Below are 22,956 nucleotides of genomic sequence, written 5' to 3' on the forward strand. Positions count from 1 at the left end.
GGTCTACCTTAAAGTGTTAAAGGATAAGTATGTCGCTTCTTTATTTGTCGTCAAATCATAAGTTCATGTTCAAGTTATTTCTGAGTAGTTGTTTTCCTTTTTCGCTCATTATTCCTTTTTTATTGCATAGCTTCCGGTACCACAAAGGCGCATGAAATTTTTCGTTACCGGTAATTGCATACTCTGTATCTCCTTTCTAATGCTAAATACAAACATACCCTACTTTGTGAATGAATGGAACTTACCATGGTTTAGTGAATAAAACTGTGTGTTTCTAAACCAATATATTTCACACTAATATTTAGAAATAGAGGATGAGTGGTAGAATTTTTCAAAAAGCATGAAGAGGGAAAAGCATGCTTTCCGTATTCCTTGGGAGTTTCCTTGTTGGGCTTTCCGGTGCGATGGCACCAGGACCCCTAATGGCAATTGCCATTTCAAAAAGTGCAAAAGACTGGAAAGCACCCCTGAAGTTGATAACAGGTCATGTTCTTCTGGAAGCCATTCTGGTGCTATTACTGTTGGTCGGTGTTCAGGCAATTTTTCCACTCTTCATGAGGACGATTTCCCTGGCAGGAGGGAGTTTTCTTCTGTATATGGGAGTTTCCCAATTTTTTGAAGCAAAAAATCCATCTTTGAACATGAAAGCAAAAGACACAAAACTTCCACTGCCTATTCAAGGAGCTCTTGTTTCTCTTTCAAATCCCTATTTTCTTCTGTGGTGGTTTTCGGTCGGCAGTACATTCCTTTTTCAGACAAGAGAGTACCTTTTCCTTGGTATTCTTCTGTTCTACTTTGGTCACATACTTTCAGACATAAGTTGGTATGCCTTCCTGGGTGTTGCTGGACAGTTTCTTAAAAGGCCTTCATGGAAAAACGTGTACAGGATTGTCCTTGTATCCATGTCGATGATCTTGATAGGGTTTGGTGTTTACTTCTTAATCTTTGCTTTCAAAGGAGACTTTTTTCACGTACTCTAGCGCAAGTATGTAACCGTAAACTCCCAGCCCACTAATTTGACCGTCACAAACTTCCGCGGTGACGCTCTTTCTTCTGAACTCTTCCCTCCTGTGTATATTAGATATATGAACTTCGACCTTGGGAACTTTTACAATCTCAAGAGCGTCTCTTATAGCGTAACTATAATGCGTAAACGCACCAGGATTTATCACAAGACCGTCGAAATCAAATCGATGTAGTCTATCTATAATCTCTCCTTCATGGTTCGACTGAAAGATCTCCACTTCCACACCGTTCTTTTTGGACCAGTCTTCTATCATCTTCACCAGATCGTTGTAGGTAAAGCTTCCATACACATTTTTGTCTCTTTTTCCCAGCATGTTCAGATTCGGACCGTTCACAACGAGTAGTTTCAATCTATCACCTCCAAAAGCTCAACAGGGTCTACTTCAAGGAACTCCACCTTTCCAATTTCCTTCACGTAAGGAAGTCTCACTCTAGTTCCTTTCACAATCTTTTTGTCGTTCAGGATGAGATCTCTAGCCTTTTCTTTGTCAACGGATGGGACAGGAATGGGCAAGATCTCTTTGACTTTTTCAACGATCCACCTGAAGGTCTCCTTTGGAACGATCCCTCTTCTGTACAGATACATCGTTTCTCTTTCGATTCCCCACGCTACTGCTATACCGTGTGGGACCCCTTCAAGCATCTCGTAGACATGCCCAAGGGTGTGTCCCAGATTCAGAGCGTGTCTCAAACCTTTGTCGCAGGGATCTTCTATTACTATCTTTGCTTTTTCCTCCACCGATATCTTTACCATCTCACTGAGTATCCTAAGATTTCTTTTTCCTATCTTCTGTGGTTCATCGAAGAGTTCCAGCCCTCTCCCAGAAAGAAGTATCATCTTGAAGGCTTCCACCACCCCCTCTTCAAACCTTCCCTCATCCATTGAGAGAGTGACAACGGGATCTATGATCACGTAGTCCGGCATCCTGAAAGTCCCAACGATATTCTTTACCCCTGCAAAATCGATGGCGTTCTTTCCTCCGACGGAGGCATCAACCTGAGCAAGAAGGGTGGTGGGATAGAAAGAAAGTCCCACACCTCTTTTGAAGGTACTCGCCACAAAACCGGTGAAATCGGTAAGAGCCCCTCCTCCCACACCGGCAATGACCTTTCCTCTTGGAAAATCCATCTGTACAAGTTCATAATATGCCCTTGAAACATGCTCCAGCGTCTTCACCGCTTCTCCATCAAGAAAGACAAGGCAGTTTTCAGGAAGATATCTCCCGTAAATCTTTTTTACCCTCTCCGTGGTGAAAACCAGATCTTCGTTTTTTACCCTCTTGAATCCCCCAAGAACGATCTTCACAGGATGGGGCTTCTCCATCGCCGAAACTTCAACTTCGTCCATTGCCTCAAGCACAACAAGAGCGGTTGTTTCCCATTCGTTCAGTTTGGAAGTGTCGATCCTCTTGAACTCCGCGTAGAAGTGTTTTCTTTTCTCCCAGATCTCGTATATCTTTTCTTTACCCTCCTTGAGAAGAGGTCTGTTTTCCTCCGTCACCCTCTCAATCAGTACTTCGGGAGGAGCGTAGAGAAAAATGGTCTTCCCCCTCTTCAGGATATCCCTGTTTTCCGGATCTATCACCACACCTCCACCCGTTGACACAACGATGTTGTCCCTTTCAACGAGTTCTTTCAAAAGCGCTTTCTCCTTCAGCCGAAAGTATTCTTCCCCGTCCTCTTCAAAAATCCTTTTGATACTCCTTCCTTCTCTCTTCTCTATCTCATCGTCCATGTCTACAAATTCAAGATCGAGAACCTCTGAAACCTTCCTACCGATCGTACTCTTTCCAGAACCCATCATCCCAACAAGGAAAATCCTCATTCTCGAACCTCCTTTTCAGGTCGTTAATGTTTCCTTCGCCCAGGTGATCGAGCAAAACGGCCGAAACTACCACAGAAAGAGCCGCCTCGCACACAACAGAAGCGGGAGGCACTGCGGTCACATCCGACCTCACGTACGGTGTTTTTTCGGGTTTCATCGTTCTCAGATCAACAGAATCCAGAGGTTTTCCTGTGGTGGGAATGGGCTTTATGTAGACGTTCACCCAGATATCCTCTCCATTGGAAATCCCACCTTCTATTCCACCAAGGTTGTTCGTTTTTCTCTTTATCCGACCATTCTCTATCTCAAACTCGTCCAGATAATCAAACCCGTACCACATCTCTTCACTTCCAATCAAAACTCCCTTAACGGCAGGAATGGCAAAAAAGAGTGCGCCTATTTTCGAATCGAGCTTTTCAAACAAATCCGAGTAACTTCCCAGTCCCGCTGGAACACCCTTTGCAATAACCCTGACCTTTCCACCGAGGGTGTTTCCTTCTTCTTTCGCTCTATCGATCTCGGCGATCATCTCTTTCGTTGCTTCAGGATCGGGGCAGAAAACCTCCGATTCGTCTCTTCTTTTTTTCAATTCCTCGAAGTTATCTGGTATATCTCTTGCTTCGACGTTACCAAGTTTTGTGACGTATCCCAACACTTCGACACCGAACTCTCTGAGAAGACTCTTCAAGAGAGCACCTGCCGCTGTGAGAGCTACTGTCCATCTTGCACTGGATCGTTCCACGTAGATGTTCAGATCAGGGAGTTTGTATTTCACCCATGCGGCGTAATCGATGTGACCAGGTCTTGGGACACTTCGAACGTCCTTTACTGGGTTTGCCGCTTTGTTGGGAATGAGAATGGTCACCGGTGCACCCGTTGTGATTCCTTTCCACAATCCTGAGACTATTTCGAACGCGTCCTCTTCTATCTTCATTCTCTTTCCTCTACCGTAGCAGTTTCTCCTTCTGAAAAGATCCCTTCTTATGAGATCCTCATCCACTCTTATCCCCGAAGGCAGACCTTCCAGAATTGCGACCATGTATTTACCATGGGAATCCCCCGCTATTGTAAGCTTCATCTCAAAACCTCCCCGAATACGCCCCTGAATACTTCTTCAACGTAGATTCCCCATATCTTTAAGTTCTCCATCGCCTGGTAGTAGAACATGAGATTTCCCTTTATAACGTGTTTTACACCGAGTTCTCTCGCTTTCATAGTAAGCGGCGTGTCGAAGTAGATGACATCGTAAACAAGATCCAAGTTTTTCAACGAATCATCAGAAATGGCAAGCTTTTCTCCTTTCATACCAACCGAAGTTGTATTGAAAAGACTGTTTGCCTCCCTCACCATTTCATCGAGACGATCGAGGGAAAAGACCTTTACAGGAAAGCCCAGGTTTTTTGCCCTCTCGAGCGTTCTGTTCACTACCCAGATGTCTCTAACTCCCAGTTGAAGAAGAGCGTAAATCACTGCTCGCGCCGCGCCACCTGCTCCCACAACAACGACGGGCTCTTTCACCTTCACACCTTCAAGCGATCTCACAACACCGACCCAATCCGTATTGTATCCCTCTCTACGAAAAACGCAGTTGACCGCTTTTATTCTTCTTGCGTCTTCGGAGAGATTCACATAGCTAATCACTCTTTCTTTATGTGGAATGGTAACGTTGAATCCATCGTATTCTTTTAAAACTCTTTTTATCTCGGCATCGAAGTTTTCCGGTGGTATCTCTTCCATGGTGTACTGATGATCCATTCCTGCTTTCTTGAAATACTCGTTGTACAGTCGAGGAGATATACTGTGCTTCACCGGATATCCAATGATGCAAAATCTCATTTCATCACCTTCTCCAGCGTTTCGTAGAAATTCGGGAACGAAACAGCCACACATTCGTGGTTTTTCACCTCAACTCCTTCTTCACTCACAAGACCTGCTATAGAAAAGAGCATGGCCATTCTATGATCGCCTTCTGGATCCACCACTCCACCCTTTATTCTCTGCTTCCCAGTGATCTTAAAACCATCTGTGAACTCTTCTATTTCGATACCGATCTTCCTCAAATTTTCCACAAGCACCCTTATTCTGTCTGATTCTTTTTTCCTCAACTCTTCGGCTCCTCTAACAACAGTTTCACCTTCCGCGAAAACACCAAGGAGTGCAACAAGTGGGAGTTCGTCTATCATGAGTGGTACCATGTCTTTCGGTACGGTGATTCCCTTCATGTTCGGAGAAGTTTCCACCCTCACGTTTCCTATCGGCTCGAGATTTTCTTCTGTGACCTCCCACTCTATATTCGCCCCCATGAGTTTCATAACCTCAAGAAGACCTGTTCGAGTTGGGTTCAATCCCACTTCGGTTACTGTTATGCGGGCGTTTGGATGGATCGCACCAAGAACGATGAAGAATGCAGCAGACGATATGTCCCCCGGTATCTTCATCTCGAACCCTCTGAACGTGGCCGGCTCCAGAACCACTCGTGTTCCTTCCACTTCGACGGGAACTCCTAAATTTTTGAGCATTCTTTCTGTGTGGTCTCTACTCTTTGATGGCTCAATGACGATCGTTCTTCCGCTTGCCCTGAGCCCTGCTAGAAGAATGGCACTCTTCACCTGAGCACTAGCCACCGGTGTTTTGTAACTGATACCCGAAAGGTGATTCCCCTTTATGGCCATTGGAAGAAAGTTGTTCTGCCTTGCCATGAAGCGTGCGCCCATCATCTCCAGGGGTTCTATAACCCTTCTCATCGGCCTTCTGGAAAGAGAAGAATCCCCGTAGAGAACCGTGAACATCTCGTACGAGGCAAGAACTCCACTCATCAACCTTGTTGTGGTCCCCGAGTTTCCACAGAAAAGAGGTTCAATTGGCTCGGAGAACGGTTTTGGAAAGACCTTCATCTTTTCCCAATCACCTTCAAAACGTGTACCGAGCTTTTCTAGAATGTCATGTGTTCTCTCCGTGTCCAGACACCTCAGAAGGTTGTAGAGAGTGCTTTCGCTCTCTGCAAGGGCTGAAAGGATGAGCGTTCTGTGGGTTATGGATTTGTCCGGAGGAACACTCAGCGTTCCGAAGATTCTTTCTGTGGGAAGAATCTTCATGCTACCACTTCCTTTATGATTTTTTTCAGACTCTCGAAGTCTTCTCTCTCTATGAGATTGTAAAGAGTGTTCAGGAAATTTCTTGCATTTTCAAGGTACTTGAGGATGTTTTCTTTATTATATCTGATCATATCCATCGCCATTTCCATGTTCTGTCTTGAAAGCCTCGTGTTCGACTGATAGCCCGGTCCTGCGTATTCTTCAAAAGGCTTTCCCATGAACCGAGCGCTCAAAGAGATCAAATACTGTACATGACTCACAGCGGCAACGATCTTGTCGTGTTCTCTGTAATCTATCCAGACTGGCCTGGATCCAAGATCCTCCACAACACCTTCAACGACGTCGTCTTCCTTTCCATCGGGAGAACAGAGAAAAAAGATCCTTCCGATGAACATCTCGGGGTCCCATCCTGCTTTTCCCTTCCTCTCGTTTCCCGCCATGGGGTGTCCTCCGATGAAGTTCAGACCCCTTTCTTTTGCTATTTCCATGAAGGGGGTTTTCACGCTTGCCACATCCAAGATCTTTCCTGTGAACTCAGTCTCTCTCAAAAAGCGCTCTTCAGCAGCCATTGGAAGCGCCAGGATGAGAAGATCGGTGTCGAAGAGTTCTTCCTGTTTCGAAACAACTTTTATCCCTCTTTCCTCAAGGGCCCTTATCACATCCCTGCTTTGATCGAAGGCGAGAACCCGGTGCTTTTCGTTCAACTTCAGAGCGATAGATCCCCCTATACATCCTGCCCCCAGTACAGAGATCCTCAATTCACCTTCACCCCCAGGGCCTTGGCAAGTTCTTTCATCTCCCGGACCAGTTCCTCAAAGAGCTTGAAATCAAGGCTTTGTTTTCCGTCAGAAAGTGCTCTTTCAGGTTCTGGATGAACCTCTACCATGATTCCGTGTGCACCGACGGCTATTGCTGCGCGGGAAAGAGGGATGACAAGATCTCTTCTTCCACCCGAGTGGCTCGGATCCACAAGAATGGGAAGGTGCGATTCTTTCCTGATGATCGGAACAGCAGAGATGTCGAGGGTGTTTCTTGTTGCCTTCTCGAACGTCCTTATTCCTCTCTCACACAGGATGATCTTTGTGTTTCCTGAATTTGCTATGTACTCTGCTGAGAGTAAAAACTCTTCGATGGTGTTCATGAAACCTCTTTTCAGAAGAACGGGTTTGTCGTAACTTCCCGCTTTTGAAAGCAACCTGAAATTTTGAGCATTCCTTGCACCGATCTGGATGATATCGGCGTATTCAGCCACCTTTGGAAGTTCTTCCTCACCGAGTGCCTCTGTCACAACGTACATACCGTACTTATCTGCAGCTTCTCTCAAATACTCCAGTCCTTTTTCTCCGAGCCCCTGGAAGGAGTAGGGTGATGTTCGAGGCTTGTAGGCTCCTCCTCTCAACACCTTCACACCGAATTCGCTTAGAAAGTGTGCGATCTCCATGAGCATCTCTCTGTCTTCCACTGCACAGGGCCCTGCCATGATGGTGAAGTATCCGTTTCCTATCTTCACGCCTCCAAGGTCTATCACCGTATCTTCTGGATGGAACTCTCGCGAGACGAGTTTGTAGGGTTTGAGAACTCTCACAACACTCTCAACACAATCCAACGACTCGAATTTGTCTGCCACCACGTATCTGTCATCACCTATGATACCTATCACCGTACGCTCCTGACCTTTGGAAACGTGACACCTCAGATTGTAACTCTCTGCCAACTTCACCACCTTCTTTATATCTTCTTCCGTAGAACCGGGCTTTAAAACCACTATCATAGACCTACCACCTCCCGAAGTTTTGATAATAAAAAAAGGGCTCCGCTGCCCGGAGCCCTCTGGTGTTTTCTATCGCTCCGGGCAGATACCGAAAGAGGCACCTGCCCGGAGCGGTTGCACTCACGGACAGGTGCCCCTGTTAAACCAAAAGTAATAATAATTGTGTTCAATGGATTTGATGCATAACACATGTTCGTTTTGCATAATCTTTCACCCCTGTTTGGTTACTATTCTAGCAAAGCATGCCAGAAAAATCAAGTGGGAAGTTCTTTTCCTCTGAGAGCCACCAGAAGAAGCACAGCGATCAAAAAGGAGAGAACACCAACGGTGTAGTAAAGTAAGTGAATCGCTACCCTATCAACAAGATATCCGTAGAGCACAGATCCAAGTGGAGTTACTCCGTTTGCCACAAGAACAAGGAAGGAGAACGCCCTCGCTCTGATGTGCGAAGGTGTCATCTTCTGAAAGGCCGTGTCAAGAGGAACGTTGATTATTGGATTCAAAAAGCCCATTATCAAAAACGTCACGAAGAACAAAATGAAAAGAACCAGTCTTTCCACACTTGAGGAAAAATCTGGCATGACGAGAACACCAAGAAAAACAATAGGAAGTTCAAAGAGGAAGATGGAAATCTTCATTGCCTTCCACATGTTTCTTTTTGACAGGTAAGATGCGATCAGAAGGTTCCCAAAGAGTGCCCCCAGAGTGAACGAGGTCTCAAGAAAGCCAAACTCCTGAGCGGAAAACTTCATCACTTCCCTGATCGTGTAAGGATAGACAACCATGAAGAGTGGAGAAATGAGAAGATTCAGAAAGAGAGCAAAGATAAGGATGATCCTTATGAGCGAGTGATTCCAGATGAAAAGAAAACCTTCTTTGAGATCCAGAACTATCTGCTTGAAATGAGAAGGTTTCTTCTCAATCTTTTGCCAATAGACTATGAAGATCTCACTGATGGCAGAGAGAATGAAGGACACTCCGTTCACAAGAAACACGATCGCTATGCCGTAGAAACCGTAGATCACCCCTCCGAGTGCAGGTCCGAGGATCTGTGGGAAGATCCTCACCATACCCATTATGGAGTTTGCCCTCATGAGAAAATCTTCCGGTACGATGTCCGGAAACATCGCGCCCGTTGGTATATCAAAAAGGTTGTCCATGATCGCCATGGCAACCTGTGAAACGTAAAGAACAGAAAGAGTAATGGCGTTTCTGAATGCAAGAAACGAGAGGAAACATATGAGAATTCCCCTCAGAAAATCCATCGACACCATGAGAAACTTTCTGTTTCCTCGATCTCCAACGATTCCGGCTATGGGCATGAGTAGTATCCTTGGAAGCATATAGGCAATGCTCATTGTGGCAACTGCCGTTCCGGAATGTGTCAGATCAAGAACAAAGATGGGAATCGCAACCGCCTGGACGGAGCTACCAAGAATCGAAACAAATCTTCCTAGAGCAAGAAGGACAAAGTTTCTCTTCCAGAAGGTAATATCGTTCACCACACTCCCTCCTTGTTGAAATCAGGAACCTTCAGTCACCGTCGTACGGGATGTTTCTGTGATAACTGGTTCCTAAACCATCTGTGAAGATGAGACTGTTCTTGTAGCGGGAAAAAGTAGTACATACAACCATATCAAAGAAAACAGCCCTGCTACAAGAATCGCCGAAATCATCAGGTACACCCTCATGGGCAATCACTCCTCCCTTTCGCCTTTTTTCTTTCTCGAGGAAACGGAGATGTTGCTGATGAAGGGGGAAAACATCTTCATCATTCCGCTGATAAAGAAGTTCGATATTCTTGCAACATCCCCGTCCACCGAAGGTCTTCTTCCAGATTCTTTTGCACCAACGAGTGCAAGATCTCCCTTCACTTTTCCCCCGTTGAACTCGATCCTTCCACTGATGACGGCAAGGTCGCCTTCCACCTCCCCTGAAAAGAACGTCTCACAGTTGATGAGAACAAGGTCTCCCTCCACCTTACCTTTTATGAATGCTTTCTTTCTTGAGAGAACGAGATCTCCTTCCATCACTTCGTCTTCCCTCAGAACGAAATCCTTTTCCGAGAAATCCTCCGACCAGTTTTGTTCTTCTTTTTCCTTCTCTTTCAGGGCCTTTATCAGCATTTCTCCTTCCTCTGGACTGATCTCTCCTTTTGCCACAGCTTCAAGAATCTTTCTGATCTCTTCAGACATCGCCCTCCCCTCCTTTTTTCTTTCTTTTGAGAAGTTCCAGCGCCTCCTCGACACTGATCTTTCCTTCCTTCACCTGCTTGAAGAGATCCTCGTCTGAGACCTCTTCTTTCACCTCGCCAAGTGGCTGAAGTTTCATCTTCTCAAGAATCTTTTCCAGTTTCCCTCTCAAGGCAAAGTAGCCCTGTCCTGTATAACGTTCCATCTCCTTGAGGTTTCCTCTTGCTCTGAAGAAAAGGATGACGAACTCGAGTTCTTCTCTGTCGAGAAAGTCAAACGGACTCGCTCTGAATCGACCCTTCACCGTGACATCGTCTCTATCACAGTGAAGTTCCGTTACCATCATTTCTCTTCCGCATACAGGACATTTGGGCAACATATTTTGTCACCTCCCGCAAAAATATTTTACAATCTATCCAAATATTTTGTCAAGTACCCAAAAAATTTGGTCGAGCATCCCCGTTCGGATGGAACAGGATCTTTACGAATAATTAGCACGGCCTTATTGAATTCTTAAATTTCCGGTGTTATGCTTACATATGAGAAATGAGAATGATTCTCAAAAAGGAGGTGGAGAAGATGATCGTACTGATACCGGTGGACGTGTTGATAGCCATTCACAACGAAAAAGTAGGACAGACAAAGAAGAAGTAAACATCGCTCTCGTGTGCTCTCATTTTTTTTAAACCAGGCCTCGACAGGAGGCTTTTTCGTTTTAAAATACATAGGGTGATACCGTGTTCCTTCCTACAACGCGTGAAGAAATGGAAAAGCTGGGCTGGAAAGAACTCGACATAATCCTCGTTACGGGAGATGCTTACGTGGACCACCCTTCCTTTGGTGTTTCGCTCATCGGCCACTATCTTGTCTCTCACGGTTTCAAAGTGGGAATCATTGCCCAACCTGACTGGAAATCGGGAAAGGACATCACGCGTCTTGGAAAGCCTCGACTCTTCTTCGGTGTCACCGCCGGAAACGTTGATTCGATGGTGGCAAATTACACGGCCTCGATGAAGAAAAGAAAAACAGACGACTACACACCGGGTGGAACTTTCGGAAGAAGACCCGACAGGGCGACGATAGTCTACACCAACCTGATAAGGAGATTCTTTCCGGGTGTGCCTGTTGTTCTTGGTGGAATAGAGGCGAGTTTGAGAAGATTCGCACATTACGACTGGTGGAGCGATAGAGTGAGAAAGTCTGTCCTTGTCGATTCAAAGGCAGATCTTCTCGTTTACGGAATGGGAGAAAAAGCAGTTCTTGAAATCGCAAAAACCCTTGCTGAGACTGGCGACATAGAGAAGTGCAAGAGCATCCGTGGAGTTGTGTGGTGGACCTCTCAGAAACCCATTGAGGGTGTGGAACTTCCCTCTTTTGATGAAATCTCAGAAAACCCAGAAAAGTACGCAGAGGCTATAAAACTTCAGACCTGGTACACGGATCCATACAGGAACACTCTGATCTACCAGAGACAGGACACAAGATACGTTGTTCAGAATCCCCCGCAACCTCCACTTTCCCAGGAGGAACTTGACCAGATCTACCTTCTTCCTTTCGAAAGAGAAGTTCATCCGTTTTATGCGAGAATGGGAAGGGTGAAGGCAATAGAGACGGTGAAGTTCTCCATCACGGCCGTTCGTGGTTGTTTTGGTGGATGTTCTTTCTGTGCTCTTACGCAGCATCAGACCACGCACGTCTCCTATCGGAGTGAAGATTCCATACTGGAAGAAGTGAAACTTCTTACCAGAAGGAGAAATTTCAAAGGTACCATCACGGATGTCGGAGGTCCCACCGCGAACCTTTACGGTTCAAGATGCACCGTCAGAGAAACCAGAGGGCAGTGCCAGAAATTTTGCCTTTATCCTGGTGTCTGCAGGATCGTTCAGCCAGATCACGACAGGTTCATCGCACTCCTTGAGTCGATAAAAAGACTGCCCCGCGTGAAGAACGTCTTTGTCTCTTCAGGTATCAGACACGATTTTGTTTTCGCCGAGAACAACCCAGACATCTTCATCAGAGAACTCGTGAAATACACCCCCGGCCAGCTGAAACTTGCCCCGGAACACGCCCATCCAAAGGTGCTTTCTCTGATGAGAAAGCCTCCGGTGGAACTGTTTCTGGAATTCAAAAGAAGGTTCGAGACATTCGCACGGAAGATGGGAAAGAGAAAGTACGTGATCGGCTACTTCATAGTGGGACATCCGGGAGAGGGCTGGAAGGAGAACAACTATCTGAGAGATTTCATCCTGAAGTATCTTGGCTACTTTCCGCAGCAGATACAAATCTTTACACCCACCCCCGGAACGGTGAGCACCGCCATGTACTACTCCGGAATAGATCCGTTCACCGGCGAGAAGGTGTATGTAGAAAAATCTTTGAAAGTGAGAAACAGGATGAAGGAGAATGTTTTATTCAAGAAAAGGAGGGAAGAAAAATGAGATTCACCATTTTCTTTCTTGTACTTCTTGGGGTGATGGTCTTCGGTGCATTCGAACAAGAAGCATACCTCTTCGTTCAGAGACTCACAACTGAAGACTTCGAAACTGCCCTGTCCATGTGTACAGACCAGATGAGAAAGCAACTCAGTCTTCAGAACCTTTCGAGCATCTGGTATTCCCTGAAAAGTCAACTTGGTGACTTCAAAGAGATTATCGCTTACGAAAAGACCACTCAGGGTGAATACGAGATATACAACTTCACTCTAAGATTCGAAAAAGGTGAGATCTCAGCGCTGGTCACCATGGACAAGGAAGGAAAAGTCGCCGGCCTGTTCTTCACACAGTCTGCGGGGGCAGAGTACGAACCTCCCGATTATGCAAACCTGGAAAGTTTCGAAGAAAAAGACATTTCTGTGAACGGACTTCCTGGAAAGCTCACCATTCCAGAAGGAAAAGGTCCCTTTCCGGCCGTTGTTCTTGTCCATGGATCCGGACCAAACGACATGGATGAGACGATAGGCCCCAACAAGATCTTCAAAGATATTGCCTACGGGCTGTCTTCAAACGGCATCATCGTTCTCAGATACCACAAGAGAACGTTTGTGGAGAAGATGGATCCTGCCACTCTGACTGTTGAAGAAGAGGTCATAAAAGATGCTCAGGAAGCGGTGAAGATTTTGAAACAGAGAGAGGATGTCTCCACGGTGTACGTTCTCGGTCACAGTCTCGGTGCTATGCTTTCACCAGAGATCGCAGAAAGATCAAAAGCAGATGGTGTTATCATGCTGGCACCCCCTGCACGTCCACTCGAAGATCTCATGGAGGATCAGTTGAAATATCTTCAGTCTCTGGGTCTTGCAGAAAACATAGAAGAAATTTTGAAGACTCTGGAAAAACTCAGAAAAAAAGAACTTCCACCTGATGAAATTGTTCTTGGAGCACCTGCAAAGTACTTCTACGACCTGAGAGAAAGACAACCCGTTTTGACAGCAAAAAGGCTCTCTATTCCCATGCTTTTGATCTTCGGTGGAAGGGACTACCAGGTGAGCGAAAAAGATCGAAAAATCTGGTTGAGAGAACTTTCAGACAAAGAAAACGTGAAGATCGTAGTCTTTGAAGATCTCAACCACCTCATGATGACAGGAGAAGGGAAATCAACACCCGTTGAGTACATGAAGAAAGGACACGTTGACAGACGGGTGATAGATGCGATCGTGGAGTGGATGGTAAAATAGATGGAAAAGGAACTGGAGGGAACAGAGTGAGGATCTACGACCCATTCAGAGGAAAATGGATGGAAGAGGAAATAAAAACGCCTTTTCCTTCAAAAGGGCTGGTGGCCACATCGCCTTTTGTCGATCTTCACGTTCACGTTCGCCTCAACGGTGGAGAAGACTACGATTCTTTAGAAGAAGCCTCCCTTGTGGGAGGCTTTTATAAAGTGGTGATACAGCCAAACACCAGGCCGGCTATAGACAGAAAAGAGATTCTGGATGAACACCTGAAACTTTCCAAGAACAGAAAGGTGACGTTTCTTTTCACCGTGTCTCCCTTTGGCTCTCTTGAGGCAGAGGGTGAAAGGGTTGTAGGTTTTTCAACCGACGGGATAGAGTACGACTATCCCACACTCGTTGAGACGATGAAGAAAAGAAAAAAAGCACTCTGGTTCGATCACAGCCAGATGTACGAGATAGATGGGATCTTTTACGAGGGAACAGATTTTGACCTTCCGAAGCGTCCCCGCTCAAGTGAAGCGGTGGCGATTGCGAGAACCGTCCTCACAGGTATAGAGTACGGCTTTGAAAGATTCCACATCCAGCACGTGACAACCAGATACTCGGTGGAGATGCTCTCTTTTCTGAAAAAACTCGCCAGGGTCACCTGTGAGGTAACACCCCATCACCTGTTTTTCTGTTACGAAGACATCAAAAACACCAACTTCAAGATCAACCCACCCCTCGGATCCCCTGAGGACAGAAAATTCCTCATCGAAGCGGTGAAGAAAGATGTGATCGATGTTCTTGCAACAGACCACGCTCCCCATCCTGAAAAACCTGACGATTTTGCCTCCGCTCCTTATGGATCGACTTCCATAGAGATTGCCTTCTCTGTGTACTACACCGTTCTTGAAGACCTTGAAACGGTGATAGAAAAGATGACGAAAGTTCCCCTCGGCGTTCTTGGGATGAGAGAAAGTCTCACCGAGGAGGATCTTGTCTTCATAGATCCCGATGCGCAGTTCGTGGTGGATGCAGGGAAATTCAAGAGCAAAGGAAAGAACACGATGTTCGACGGTGTCAAACTGAAAGGGAAAGTCGTTGCGATGAAACTCAAAGGAAGATGGGTGATGATGGATGGAGAGGTTCTGCCTGACCAAGAAGAAAACGATCAGAGTGAACGAGGACACCTGGATCGTTCTCTTTGAAGAACAGATCGATTTTTCACCGGGGCAGTTTGTGATGCTTGAGACCCCCAAACTCGTCAGAAAACCCTTCGTCCTTGGCTGGTGGGAAGATAGTCTTGCTGTTTCCGTTCAGGTGAAAGGAAAGGGAACAAGATGGATCGTGGAAGAAGCAGAAAAGATAAAGGGACATGGACCCCTTGGAAACGGTTTCAAAAAAGACGGAAGAGGACTTCTCATCATCTCTCCAACCTGTCTCACTATGGCAAAAGCATTCGAAAGAGCCATGAACGTGGACGTTCTCGTTGGAAGCAGAACGCCTATTTTCATATCCCTGGAGTATGAAAGTGCTATCGGAAACGATGAATTTTTGAAAAAACTCTCATCACTTCCTGAGTACGACTGGTACCTCGTCTCTGGATCCAAAGGTATGGAGAAAGTTTGCTGGGAACACCTGAAGGGAAAAGAAGTCTACTTCTCACTCGAAGAATACATGGGATGCGGCATAGGTGCCTGCAAGTCGTGTGCCGTTTTCACAAAAAGTGGTGTGAAACACGTCTGCACGGATGGTCCGATATTCAGAGGTGATGAACTGTGCTGGAACTAACTCCCCCTCTTGTTCTCCTCTCTGGGCCGGCAGGTTTCGGGGAGTATTTAAAACTCATAGATCACAAATACGTTGGTGGAGCTATTTTGAAGACGATCACTTTCCATCCCAAAGAAGGAAATCCCACTCCTAGGATGGCAGATGGAGATTTTTACGTGATAAACAGGATCGGACTGGAAAACCCGGGAATACACAGATTCGTTGAAGATCTTCCTGAACTTCCTATCCCCATGATCGCAAGTCTTGGTGGTGACTCGTTCGAAGAGTACCTGGAAGTGGCACATGTGTTCAAAAAGGTGGCAGACAGATTCTGTGCTGTGGAATTTAACTTTTCCTGTCCGAACGTGAAGGAAGGAGGACTTTCCATCGTCAGAAACAGAGAAAGGTGGAGCGACCTTCTGAGAGAACTCAGAAGGGTACTCCCCGAGTCTTTTTTGATAGCAAAAGTGGGGATAGAAGGGATCTTTGTGGAAGAAGCAGCAGAAATGGTGAAAGACGCAGGGTGGGAAGGGATCACACTTGTGAACACGGTGAGGGGATTGCACTTTGAAAAAGACACTGTGATTCTGGGAGGTCTTTCAGGACCCATTTTGAAGCCCATCGCTCTCAGAGCGGTGTATGAGGTGAAAAGAAGGTTTCCAGAACTCTTTGTGATTGCAAGCGGCGGTGTGTACTCTGTAGAAGATGCAAAGGAATTTCTGAGTGTGGGTGCGGACGTGATAGGGATAGGAAGTGCCCTTTTCAAAGATCCCGGTATCGTCGAAGAGATAGGGAAATACTTGATGGAGGTGAGAAGATGATACCTGTTTTGAGCCTCGACATGGAGGATCCAATCGGATTCATCGAAGAAAACGGCAGTTTCGATGTGGTGAAGGTGGGACACAACCTCGTCGTTCATGGAAAGAAGATCTTCGACGAACTTGAAAAAAGAAACCTGAAGATCATCCTCGACCTGAAGTTCTGTGACATACCTTCAACCGTGGAGCGCTCCATAAAAAGCTGGGACCATCCGGCCATCATCGGTTTCACTGTTCACTCCTGCGCGGGATACGAAAGTGTAGAAAGGGCCCTTAAGGCAACGAAGAAACACGTGTTCGTTGTAGTGAAACTAACTTCCATGGAAGGATCTTTGGAAGATTACCTGGATAAAATAGAAAGACTGAACGAACTGGGATGCGATTTCGTACTTCCGGGGCCATGGGCAAAAGTTCTAAGAGAGAAAATCAAAGGAAAGATTCTCGTTCCCGGAATCAGAATGGAAGTGAAAGCAGACGACCAGAAAGATGTGGTGACACCGGAGGAAATAAAAGAAATCGCAGATTTTGCCGTTCTTGGAAGAGAAATCTACCTCAGTGAAAATCCAAGAGAAAAGATCGAAAAGATAAAGGAGATGATAATGTGATAGAGGAGATTCTAGAAAAAACGGGAGCGCTTCTTTCAGGACACTTCGTTCTCTCTTCCGGTAAGCATTCTTCCAGGTACGTTCAATGCGCCCGCCTTTTCGAATTTCCAGAGTACGGAGACATCGTTGGGAAGAAACTCGCAGAACTTTTGAAAAAGTACGATGCAGAGACGGTGATTGGCCCTGCAATGGGGGGAGTGATTCTTTCCTACGTTGTTGCAAGGTACCTGAAGGCAAGATCTCTCTTCACTGAGAGAGAAAACGGAGTAATGAAGCTCAGAAGGGGATTCACCGTGAAACCCGGTGAAAAAGTAGCGGTCGTCGAAGACGTGGTGACAACGGGAGGGTCTGTGAAGGAAGTGATAGAACTTTTGAAAAGTCTTGGAGCGAACGTGGTGTGTGTGGGATCGATCATAGATCGCTCTGGTGGAAGAGTGGATTTTGGCGTGCCTTTTGAAAGTCTTCTCAAACTGGATCTTCCAGTCTATGAACCCAATGACTGTCCTCTCTGCAAACAGGGAATACCCGCTGAAAAACCAGGAAGTAAGGGATTGAAATAAATGATCATAAAAGGTGCGCTGGTATGGAACGGTAGAAAATTTGTTCAAAAAGATCTGTTCGTAGAAAATGGAGAATTTGTTGAAAAATCGGCTGGACCCGTTCTTGATGCACGCGGATACTTTCTTGTCCCGGGTTTTGTGGACTCTCACGCTCACGTTGTGGGAACGGGTTTTGCCAGGTTCAGCGTTTCTTTCAGTACCTGGGACGAGTTCTTCAAAAAGAATCTGAAAGGTGATTTGATTGTCGGAAGAGGGTGGTTTGAAGAGCCAGATGAGGCAGTTTTTCAAAGACTGGACAGGATAGAAAAACCAGTTTTTCTCATCAGACGTTGCGGCCACAAGGCACTCCTGAACAAAAAAGCGATGGAAGTTTTGAATGTGAAAGAAAGATACCTTTTGGAGAACCTGGAAGCGATCTACGAACACGTGTTCAAGAAGAACATATCAAAATTCTACAGATCAGGTGAGGAAGAATTCCTCAAACACGGTGTGACCTTCGTTCAAAGCGACGATCTCTACGGTGTGAGTGTGGAAGAACTTCTTGGTGTACTGAAAAATTCCAGAGTAAGGCTCTTTGAAAAATTGAAACCCAAGGGACTGAAACCAGAATTCTTTGGAGACCTCAACTCGAAGGTCCATGTGAAGGGTGTAAAGGTCTTCATGGATGGTTCCCTGGGGGCCAGAACCGCTCTCATTTCAGGAAAGTACGATGACGGAACACACGGTGTTCAGCTTCTCACAAAAGAGAAACTCGAAGAACTTGCCAGATTCTGTGACAGGCACGGCCTTGTTCTGAACATCCACGCGATAGGAGATGAGGCGGTGAGTCTGGCCCTGGACGTTCTTGAAAGATACCCTGGTCACAGGATCGTACACGCCCAATTTGTGAAGGAAGAAGACCTGAAAAGAGCCAAAAATACATCCTTTTCCGTTCAACCACACTTCTACTTCGAAGATCAACCCCTTCTGAAGAATGTGAAAGTGAACGCTCTCTTGTACCCCTTCAGGAAGATGTTTGAGATGGGAATCTCCATTTCCTTCTCATCGGATTCTCCGGTTTCTCCGTGCGATCCAAAGTACATCGCTGAACATGCTTTGAAGATGGGTTTTTCCAGAAAAGAAACTTTCTATCTTCTGACAGAAGCGGGAGCAAAGCAGGTGGGGATAAAGACAGGAAGGATAGAAAAGGGCTTCAGAGCAGATTTCTGTCTGTACGAGAGAGATCCTCTTCTTTTCGAGGACGATCCCGTGGCTGTGTTCGTGGAGGGGTGGAAGGTTTATGGTTGATCCTCTGATAGAAATTTTCTAGAGAAATATCGAGAAGGTAGAAATTTTGGGAGAAGTCTGGGATGTTCTGTATTTTGAAGGAAACGCCCCGGACGTTGGAAAGAGACGTGAAAACTTCATCGTTGAAATGCTCAGAAAAGAATTTCCAGACGAGATTTTGTCTGTTGAACAGGCGCCCAGTAAAGAAAAAGGATGGGACATCAAAGTGACATTCCAAAGCAGCCTGGTGAAAAGATACAACCTCAAAACAACGGAGGGATTTTCAAGTATAAAAATGGCCTGGGATGGTTTCCCATCTGAGGAACGCTTTCTGAGTTTTGAATTTAAATCGAATCTTCTTTACGTTGCGAAAGAAGGAAACAAAATCAAGATATGTGTTATCGACGCAGAAACACTCAACTCCCTACAAAGAGAAATAAAGAATAATCCATCAAAATTGAGAGAATACTGGTCGATACCCAAAGAGAACACAAATCCCAGAGGATTCGGTCTCAGAAGAAGAACTGTGAAAAAACCCGTCGAGAAATTTAAAAACAGGGGAAATTACGTTGAAGTTGAACACAAACCGTTCACAGGGAAAGAAAAAGTTGAATCCCAAAAAGAATACTTTGAAAACTGGTACGACCTGGTAAAGAAAATTGCTGAAAAATATCACCGTGGAGAAAAGAGCGATGGTTGATTGATCGCTTCTTTAATCCTCTCTTCACCCTTCTTTGCATATTCTGGATTTATCTCTATTCCAATGAAATGCCTTCCCGTTTTTGCAGCCGCTACACACGTTGTTCCAACACCCGCGAAGGGATCGAGGACAACATCTCCTTTGAAAGTGTAAAGCTGTATGCATCTGTAAGGAAGTTCCTCCGGGAAAGGAGCGGGATGTCCCACTTTCTTTGCTGATTCTGGTGGAAAACGCCATATGCTCCTTGTGAACTCAAGGAACTCTTCCTTCGTTATTGTGGAAATTGCACCGTCTTTTTCTGGCCTTTCTCTTTTGAAGCTTCCTTTACTCAGAACGATGATGTACTCATGCTGATCCCTGAGAACCGGGTTCACTGGAGACATCCAGCTTCCCCATGCAGTAGAAGAACCACCCACTGCTTCTCCTTTGTCCCAGATGATTTCACCTCGGATTAGAAAACCTACTCGTTCAAACAGCTCTATAAGATACGCATGGAGCGGTATGTACAGTTTTCTTCCAAGGTTCGCCACGTTGAAACAAACCCTTCCGCCCCACACAAGGACCCTGAAGACCTCTCTCATCACGTCCTCGATGAATCCGAGGTACTCTTCGAGGGTGAGATCTTCATCGTATTCCTTCCCAACATTGTATGGAGGAGAAGTAACCATTAAATGAATGGAACGATCGGGTATTCTTCTCAAAACTTCTCTTGCGTCTCCGACGATTATTTTATCCAGAAAATCTTCAGAGAGGGAATTTTCGGCGAGGTCTTCCTTGGAAGGTTTTGGGGGGAAAATTCAGAATACAATGCTCTGCTGTAAAACGGTGAAGCATCGTGGTTTTCTCTTCCCTTCACACCGAAAGAACTCGTTCTTGTGCTCTTCTTTTTACCCATGTTACCATCTCCCAAGGTGGGGATGAAAATAAAAAATGGAGCAGGCGGTGGGACTCGAACCCACACCCTCCGCCTTACCAAGGCGGCGCTCCACCGCTTGAAGCTACGCCTGCTCGCTGCTAGGGTTATTTTAACACATTGTCGCTTGTGATTCAAGATATCTCCTGCAGACCTTTACGTTTCAAAAGATCTATCACCTCTTCATTTACCACATATTTGGGAATTTTCCCGCTGAAGAAATCCACCACTGCTTGAGCGGCCATCATGTTCATTCTGTAGATGGCCTCCTTTGTGTGAGCTCCTATATGGGCCGTGGTGATGAGATTAGAACATTCAAAAAGAGGAGAGTTGGAATCTGGTGGCTCTTCGGAAAAGACATCCAGTGCAGCTCCAGCGATTTTCCCCTCCTTCAAAGCCTTCACAAGTGCTTCCTCGTCCACCAGACCACCACGGGAGGTGTTGATCAGGAAAGCAGATTTCTTCATCAGGGAAATTTCCCTTTCTCCTATCATGTTTCTTGTACTTTCGTTCAGTGGAACGTGGAGCGATACAAAGTCACTCTCCCCGAGAAGATGGTCCAGATCGTCGACCGGAGTGGCCTCTGACAATCTCACACTGTCTTTGCTCACGTATGGATCGTAAACGAGTACGTTCATACCAAGGCACACTGCCTTCTTAACCACTTCCCTGCCTATTGCACCAAAACCTATCACACCGAGTGTTTTTCCAGAAACCTCCTGCCCAATTGTTCCTTCCCACTTTTTCTCTTGAAACAACCTGTTATGTGCCCACACAAGACCTCTGCTGAGTGCGAAGATGAAGGCTATGGTGAGTTCAGCAACAGAAAGCGAATTCGCACCGGATGTGATGGTAACGGGGATTCCTTTCTTCTTTGCCGCATTCAGATCTATGTTGTCCACTCCCACCCCGTGCTTGGCTATGATTTTGAGACGGGAGTTTTCTATCATCTCAGCCGTAACAGGATGTGTGCCTACGATCAAAGCATCCACGTCTTTCAAAACATCTGGATCTATGGTATCAGCTCTGATTGTCTCGAATCCATTTTTTCTGAGAAAATCAATGGGTTCTTGAGAATACTTGCCAAAAGTTCGTGTCACAATAAGTACTTTCTTCATATTTTTCCCTCCACGTTCAGTACTTTAGCTCTGAGACGGCTAGCCTGCTCTTGTTCAGATTCTCTATGGCTTTTGGATCTCTTGCTGCAAGAAGCGTGTAAATTGTGTCGAGTATGACAAGTTGAACGATTCTGGAGGTCATTGCGTCTGTTCTTATCTTCGTCTCTTTCGTGTTCGTTACAAGGACAACGTCTGAGTACTTTGCGAGGGTGGACTTTCTATTTCCCGTTATCGCAACAACCGGCATCTTCATCTCTTTGGCTTTCTTGGCGAAGTTCACCACGGATATTGTTTCCCCCGTGTGTGAAACGGCAACAAGGAGATCACTGGAAGACGCGGTGGCAAGGATGGTGGCTATGATGTGTTCGTCGTTGGAGAACAAACAGTTTTTTCCGATTCGAGTGAACTTGTGGAACGCATCGAAAGCAACGGCAGCAGAAGCCGCAAAACCAATGAATATGATCCTTTGGGCGCTTTTGAACATTTCAACGGCTTTTTCTATAGATTCCACTTCCAGTGAATTCAGAGTGTCCAGAATGGCCCTCACCGTGGCTTTGAAGATCTTTTCGGTGATGGTTCGAGTATCGTCCTCACTGGCGACATCTTCGTAGACGATCTCAAGAGGTGCCCTGGAGATACTCTGAACCAGAAGCACCTTGAACTGCTGGAAGCTGTTCAGTCCCAGTTTCTTGTAAAACTTCACCACGGAGGCTTCACTTTTTACACCCGCTTTTTTACTGAGATCACTGATGGAATCCTCAATGATCCCTCTTGGATCCGAAAGAATAACATTGGCTATTTGTTTTTCTGCATTCGTGAACTCATCGTATTTTTCCTTGATCATCTGAATGACATCCACGTTAAGACCTCCTCACACAGCAGTGGAACCTCCATCTATACTTATGATACTTCCGGTCATGAAACCCGCTTCGTCACACGCAGCAAACAAGATAGCAAAGGCGATTTCCTCTTCTTTTCCAAGTCTCTTCATAGGAATTCTGGAGGTCATTTTCTTCAGAAGCTCTTCAGGATTTGGAGATGCGTTCACCCTTGCCATCAATCCTTCAGATTGTGTGGTACCGGGACACACCGCGTTGACCCTGATACCATAATCTACATAATCGACTGCAAGGGATCTTGTGAGTCCAAGAAGAGCTGCCTTTGAGACACTGTAAACACATCTTCTTGGGATTCCTACAAGCCCCGCTTCAGAAGAAACGTTCACTATCACTCCTCCGCCTTGTTTTTTCATCTGCTCGACCGCGTATTTTGAGAGCAAGAACGGCCCCTTGACGTTCACAGCGATCGTTCTATCGAAGTCCTCTTCTGAAGTTTCTTCTATGTTTCCATAGGGAACTATACCCGCGTTGTTCACAAGGATATCGAGCCTTCCAAACGCTTCTACCGTCTTTTTCACTATCTGTTCTGCATCCTTTGTTACGTCTCCAAAGATGAACACGGCTTCTCCACCTTTGCTCTTTATCAGTTCCACAGTTGTGTTTCCTTTTTCCTCAGAAATGTCGTTCACCGCCACCTTCGCCCCTCTTTCTGCAAACATGATCGCAGCTTTTTTCCCTATTCCAGAACCTGCTCCTGTTATCAAAACCACCTTCCCCTGAAAGTTCATGGTTTCAATCCCTCC

The 22,956-nt window shown here is 45.9% G+C and carries 25 protein-coding genes and 1 tRNA gene; 10 read left to right on the forward strand and 16 right to left on the reverse strand.

Annotation, left to right across the window (positions count from 1 at the left end; all coding sequences use genetic code 11):
- Nucleotides 1-356: 356 nt before the first annotated feature.
- The gene (locus AS006_RS00420; protein ID WP_101512419.1) at nt 357-980 is read left to right on the forward strand and encodes a LysE family transporter; all 624 of its coding nucleotides are present in this window, start codon (nt 357-359) and stop codon (nt 978-980) included.
- On the opposite strand, the gene aroQ is transcribed toward AS006_RS00420, so the two are convergent.
- The 10 genes from aroQ to AS006_RS00470 all read right to left on the reverse strand — a co-directional run bounded on the left by aroQ (nt 939) and on the right by AS006_RS00470 (nt 10,288).
- Nucleotides 939-1,376 carry a type II 3-dehydroquinate dehydratase gene (gene aroQ / locus AS006_RS00425; protein ID WP_101512420.1) on the reverse strand — a complete coding sequence of 146 codons (438 nt, stop codon included), beginning with the start codon at nt 1,374-1,376 and terminating at the stop codon, nt 939-941. The two genes, AS006_RS00420 and aroQ, sit on opposite strands and share 42 nt — an antisense overlap.
- Nucleotides 1,373-2,851, reverse strand: coding sequence for a bifunctional shikimate kinase AroK/3-dehydroquinate synthase AroB (gene aroB / locus AS006_RS00430; RefSeq protein ID WP_101512421.1), 1,479 nt, complete (start codon nt 2,849-2,851; stop codon nt 1,373-1,375). The genes aroQ and aroB overlap by 4 nt, the downstream gene beginning before the upstream one ends.
- Entirely contained in the window at nt 2,799-3,929 is a 1,131-nt protein-coding gene (gene aroC / locus AS006_RS00435; RefSeq protein WP_101512422.1) for a chorismate synthase, read from the reverse strand. The genes aroB and aroC overlap by 53 nt, the downstream gene beginning before the upstream one ends.
- Nucleotides 3,926-4,687, reverse strand: a complete 762-nt coding sequence (aroE, locus tag AS006_RS00440) for a shikimate 5-dehydrogenase (RefSeq protein ID WP_101512423.1) — start codon at nt 4,685-4,687, stop codon at nt 3,926-3,928. The genes aroC and aroE overlap by 4 nt, the downstream gene beginning before the upstream one ends.
- Nucleotides 4,684-5,946 (reverse strand): 3-phosphoshikimate 1-carboxyvinyltransferase, encoded by a 1,263-nt coding sequence (gene aroA / locus AS006_RS00445; RefSeq protein ID WP_101512424.1) that lies wholly within the window; start codon nt 5,944-5,946, stop codon nt 4,684-4,686. The genes aroE and aroA overlap by 4 nt, the downstream gene beginning before the upstream one ends.
- On the reverse strand, nt 5,943-6,704 hold the full coding sequence (locus tag AS006_RS00450; protein WP_101512425.1) for a prephenate dehydrogenase: 762 nt from the start codon (nt 6,702-6,704) through the stop codon (nt 5,943-5,945). Before AS006_RS00450 ends, aroA begins: the two co-directional genes overlap by 4 nt.
- On the reverse strand, nt 6,701-7,717 hold the full coding sequence (aroF, locus tag AS006_RS00455) for a 3-deoxy-7-phosphoheptulonate synthase (RefSeq protein ID WP_101512426.1): 1,017 nt from the start codon (nt 7,715-7,717) through the stop codon (nt 6,701-6,703). Before aroF ends, AS006_RS00450 begins: the two co-directional genes overlap by 4 nt.
- Before the next feature lie 254 nt (nt 7,718-7,971).
- The gene (locus AS006_RS00460; RefSeq protein WP_101512427.1) at nt 7,972-9,219 is read right to left on the reverse strand and encodes an MFS transporter; all 1,248 of its coding nucleotides are present in this window, start codon (nt 9,217-9,219) and stop codon (nt 7,972-7,974) included.
- 195 nt (nt 9,220-9,414) lie between these two features.
- Nucleotides 9,415-9,912 (reverse strand): hypothetical protein, encoded by a 498-nt coding sequence (locus tag AS006_RS00465; RefSeq protein ID WP_101512428.1) that lies wholly within the window; start codon nt 9,910-9,912, stop codon nt 9,415-9,417.
- The gene (locus AS006_RS00470; protein WP_101512429.1) at nt 9,905-10,288 is read right to left on the reverse strand and encodes a DUF2089 domain-containing protein; all 384 of its coding nucleotides are present in this window, start codon (nt 10,286-10,288) and stop codon (nt 9,905-9,907) included. The genes AS006_RS00465 and AS006_RS00470 overlap by 8 nt, the downstream gene beginning before the upstream one ends.
- Nucleotides 10,289-10,646: 358 nt before the next feature.
- Here AS006_RS00470 and AS006_RS00475 point away from each other — a divergent pair, with 358 nt between their 5' ends.
- Genes AS006_RS00475 through AS006_RS00515 form a run of 9 tightly spaced genes read left to right on the forward strand, consistent with a single transcriptional unit; the run spans nt 10,647 to nt 19,283 of the window.
- The gene (locus tag AS006_RS00475; protein ID WP_101512430.1) at nt 10,647-12,347 is read left to right on the forward strand and encodes a YgiQ family radical SAM protein; all 1,701 of its coding nucleotides are present in this window, start codon (nt 10,647-10,649) and stop codon (nt 12,345-12,347) included.
- Nucleotides 12,344-13,582 (forward strand): alpha/beta fold hydrolase, encoded by a 1,239-nt coding sequence (locus tag AS006_RS00480; protein WP_101512431.1) that lies wholly within the window; start codon nt 12,344-12,346, stop codon nt 13,580-13,582. The genes AS006_RS00475 and AS006_RS00480 overlap by 4 nt, the downstream gene beginning before the upstream one ends.
- A gap of 26 nt (nt 13,583-13,608) precedes the next feature.
- Nucleotides 13,609-14,772 carry a dihydroorotase gene (locus AS006_RS00485; protein ID WP_101512432.1) on the forward strand — a complete coding sequence of 388 codons (1,164 nt, stop codon included), beginning with the start codon at nt 13,609-13,611 and terminating at the stop codon, nt 14,770-14,772.
- Nucleotides 14,702-15,355 carry a dihydroorotate dehydrogenase gene (locus AS006_RS00490; RefSeq protein WP_101512433.1) on the forward strand — a complete coding sequence of 218 codons (654 nt, stop codon included), beginning with the start codon at nt 14,702-14,704 and terminating at the stop codon, nt 15,353-15,355. Before AS006_RS00485 ends, AS006_RS00490 begins: the two co-directional genes overlap by 71 nt.
- On the forward strand, nt 15,343-16,155 hold the full coding sequence (locus AS006_RS00495; RefSeq protein ID WP_101512434.1) for a tRNA-dihydrouridine synthase: 813 nt from the start codon (nt 15,343-15,345) through the stop codon (nt 16,153-16,155). Before AS006_RS00490 ends, AS006_RS00495 begins: the two co-directional genes overlap by 13 nt.
- Nucleotides 16,152-16,757, forward strand: coding sequence for an orotidine-5'-phosphate decarboxylase (gene pyrF / locus AS006_RS00500; RefSeq protein ID WP_101512435.1), 606 nt, complete (start codon nt 16,152-16,154; stop codon nt 16,755-16,757). The genes AS006_RS00495 and pyrF overlap by 4 nt, the downstream gene beginning before the upstream one ends.
- The gene (gene pyrE / locus AS006_RS00505) at nt 16,754-17,317 is read left to right on the forward strand and encodes an orotate phosphoribosyltransferase (RefSeq protein WP_101512436.1); all 564 of its coding nucleotides are present in this window, start codon (nt 16,754-16,756) and stop codon (nt 17,315-17,317) included. Before pyrF ends, pyrE begins: the two co-directional genes overlap by 4 nt.
- On the forward strand, nt 17,318-18,604 hold the full coding sequence (locus AS006_RS00510) for an amidohydrolase family protein (protein WP_101512437.1): 1,287 nt from the start codon (nt 17,318-17,320) through the stop codon (nt 18,602-18,604). It begins immediately after the preceding gene.
- 46 nt (nt 18,605-18,650) lie between these two features.
- A complete protein-coding gene (locus tag AS006_RS00515) occupies nt 18,651-19,283 on the forward strand; it encodes a hypothetical protein (RefSeq protein ID WP_233185565.1) in 633 nt (210 codons plus the stop codon).
- On the opposite strand, the gene AS006_RS00520 is transcribed toward AS006_RS00515, so the two are convergent.
- The 6 genes from AS006_RS00520 to AS006_RS00540 all read right to left on the reverse strand — a co-directional run bounded on the left by AS006_RS00520 (nt 19,256) and on the right by AS006_RS00540 (nt 22,941).
- Nucleotides 19,256-19,984 (reverse strand): site-specific DNA-methyltransferase, encoded by a 729-nt coding sequence (locus tag AS006_RS00520; RefSeq protein WP_233185566.1) that lies wholly within the window; start codon nt 19,982-19,984, stop codon nt 19,256-19,258. The genes AS006_RS00515 and AS006_RS00520 overlap by 28 nt on opposite strands.
- A 23-nt stretch (nt 19,985-20,007) precedes the next feature.
- Nucleotides 20,008-20,178: a hypothetical protein gene (locus tag AS006_RS09520; protein WP_233185567.1), complete on the reverse strand. Its 171-nt coding sequence runs from the start codon at nt 20,176-20,178 to the stop codon at nt 20,008-20,010.
- Between the two features lie 36 nt (nt 20,179-20,214).
- A tRNA-Thr gene (locus tag AS006_RS00525) sits at nt 20,215-20,291 on the reverse strand.
- A 39-nt stretch (nt 20,292-20,330) separates the two neighbouring features.
- Nucleotides 20,331-21,314: a phosphoglycerate dehydrogenase gene (locus AS006_RS00530; protein ID WP_101512438.1), complete on the reverse strand. Its 984-nt coding sequence runs from the start codon at nt 21,312-21,314 to the stop codon at nt 20,331-20,333.
- A 16-nt stretch (nt 21,315-21,330) separates the two neighbouring features.
- Entirely contained in the window at nt 21,331-22,173 is an 843-nt protein-coding gene (locus AS006_RS00535) for a MurR/RpiR family transcriptional regulator (RefSeq protein ID WP_101512439.1), read from the reverse strand.
- Nucleotides 22,174-22,185: 12 nt separating this feature from the next.
- Nucleotides 22,186-22,941 (reverse strand): SDR family NAD(P)-dependent oxidoreductase, encoded by a 756-nt coding sequence (locus AS006_RS00540; protein ID WP_101512440.1) that lies wholly within the window; start codon nt 22,939-22,941, stop codon nt 22,186-22,188.
- Nucleotides 22,942-22,956 lie beyond the last annotated feature (15 nt).

It is taken from the genome of Thermotoga sp. SG1 (genome assembly GCF_002865985.1).
Taxonomy (GTDB): domain Bacteria; phylum Thermotogota; class Thermotogae; order Thermotogales; family Thermotogaceae; genus Thermotoga.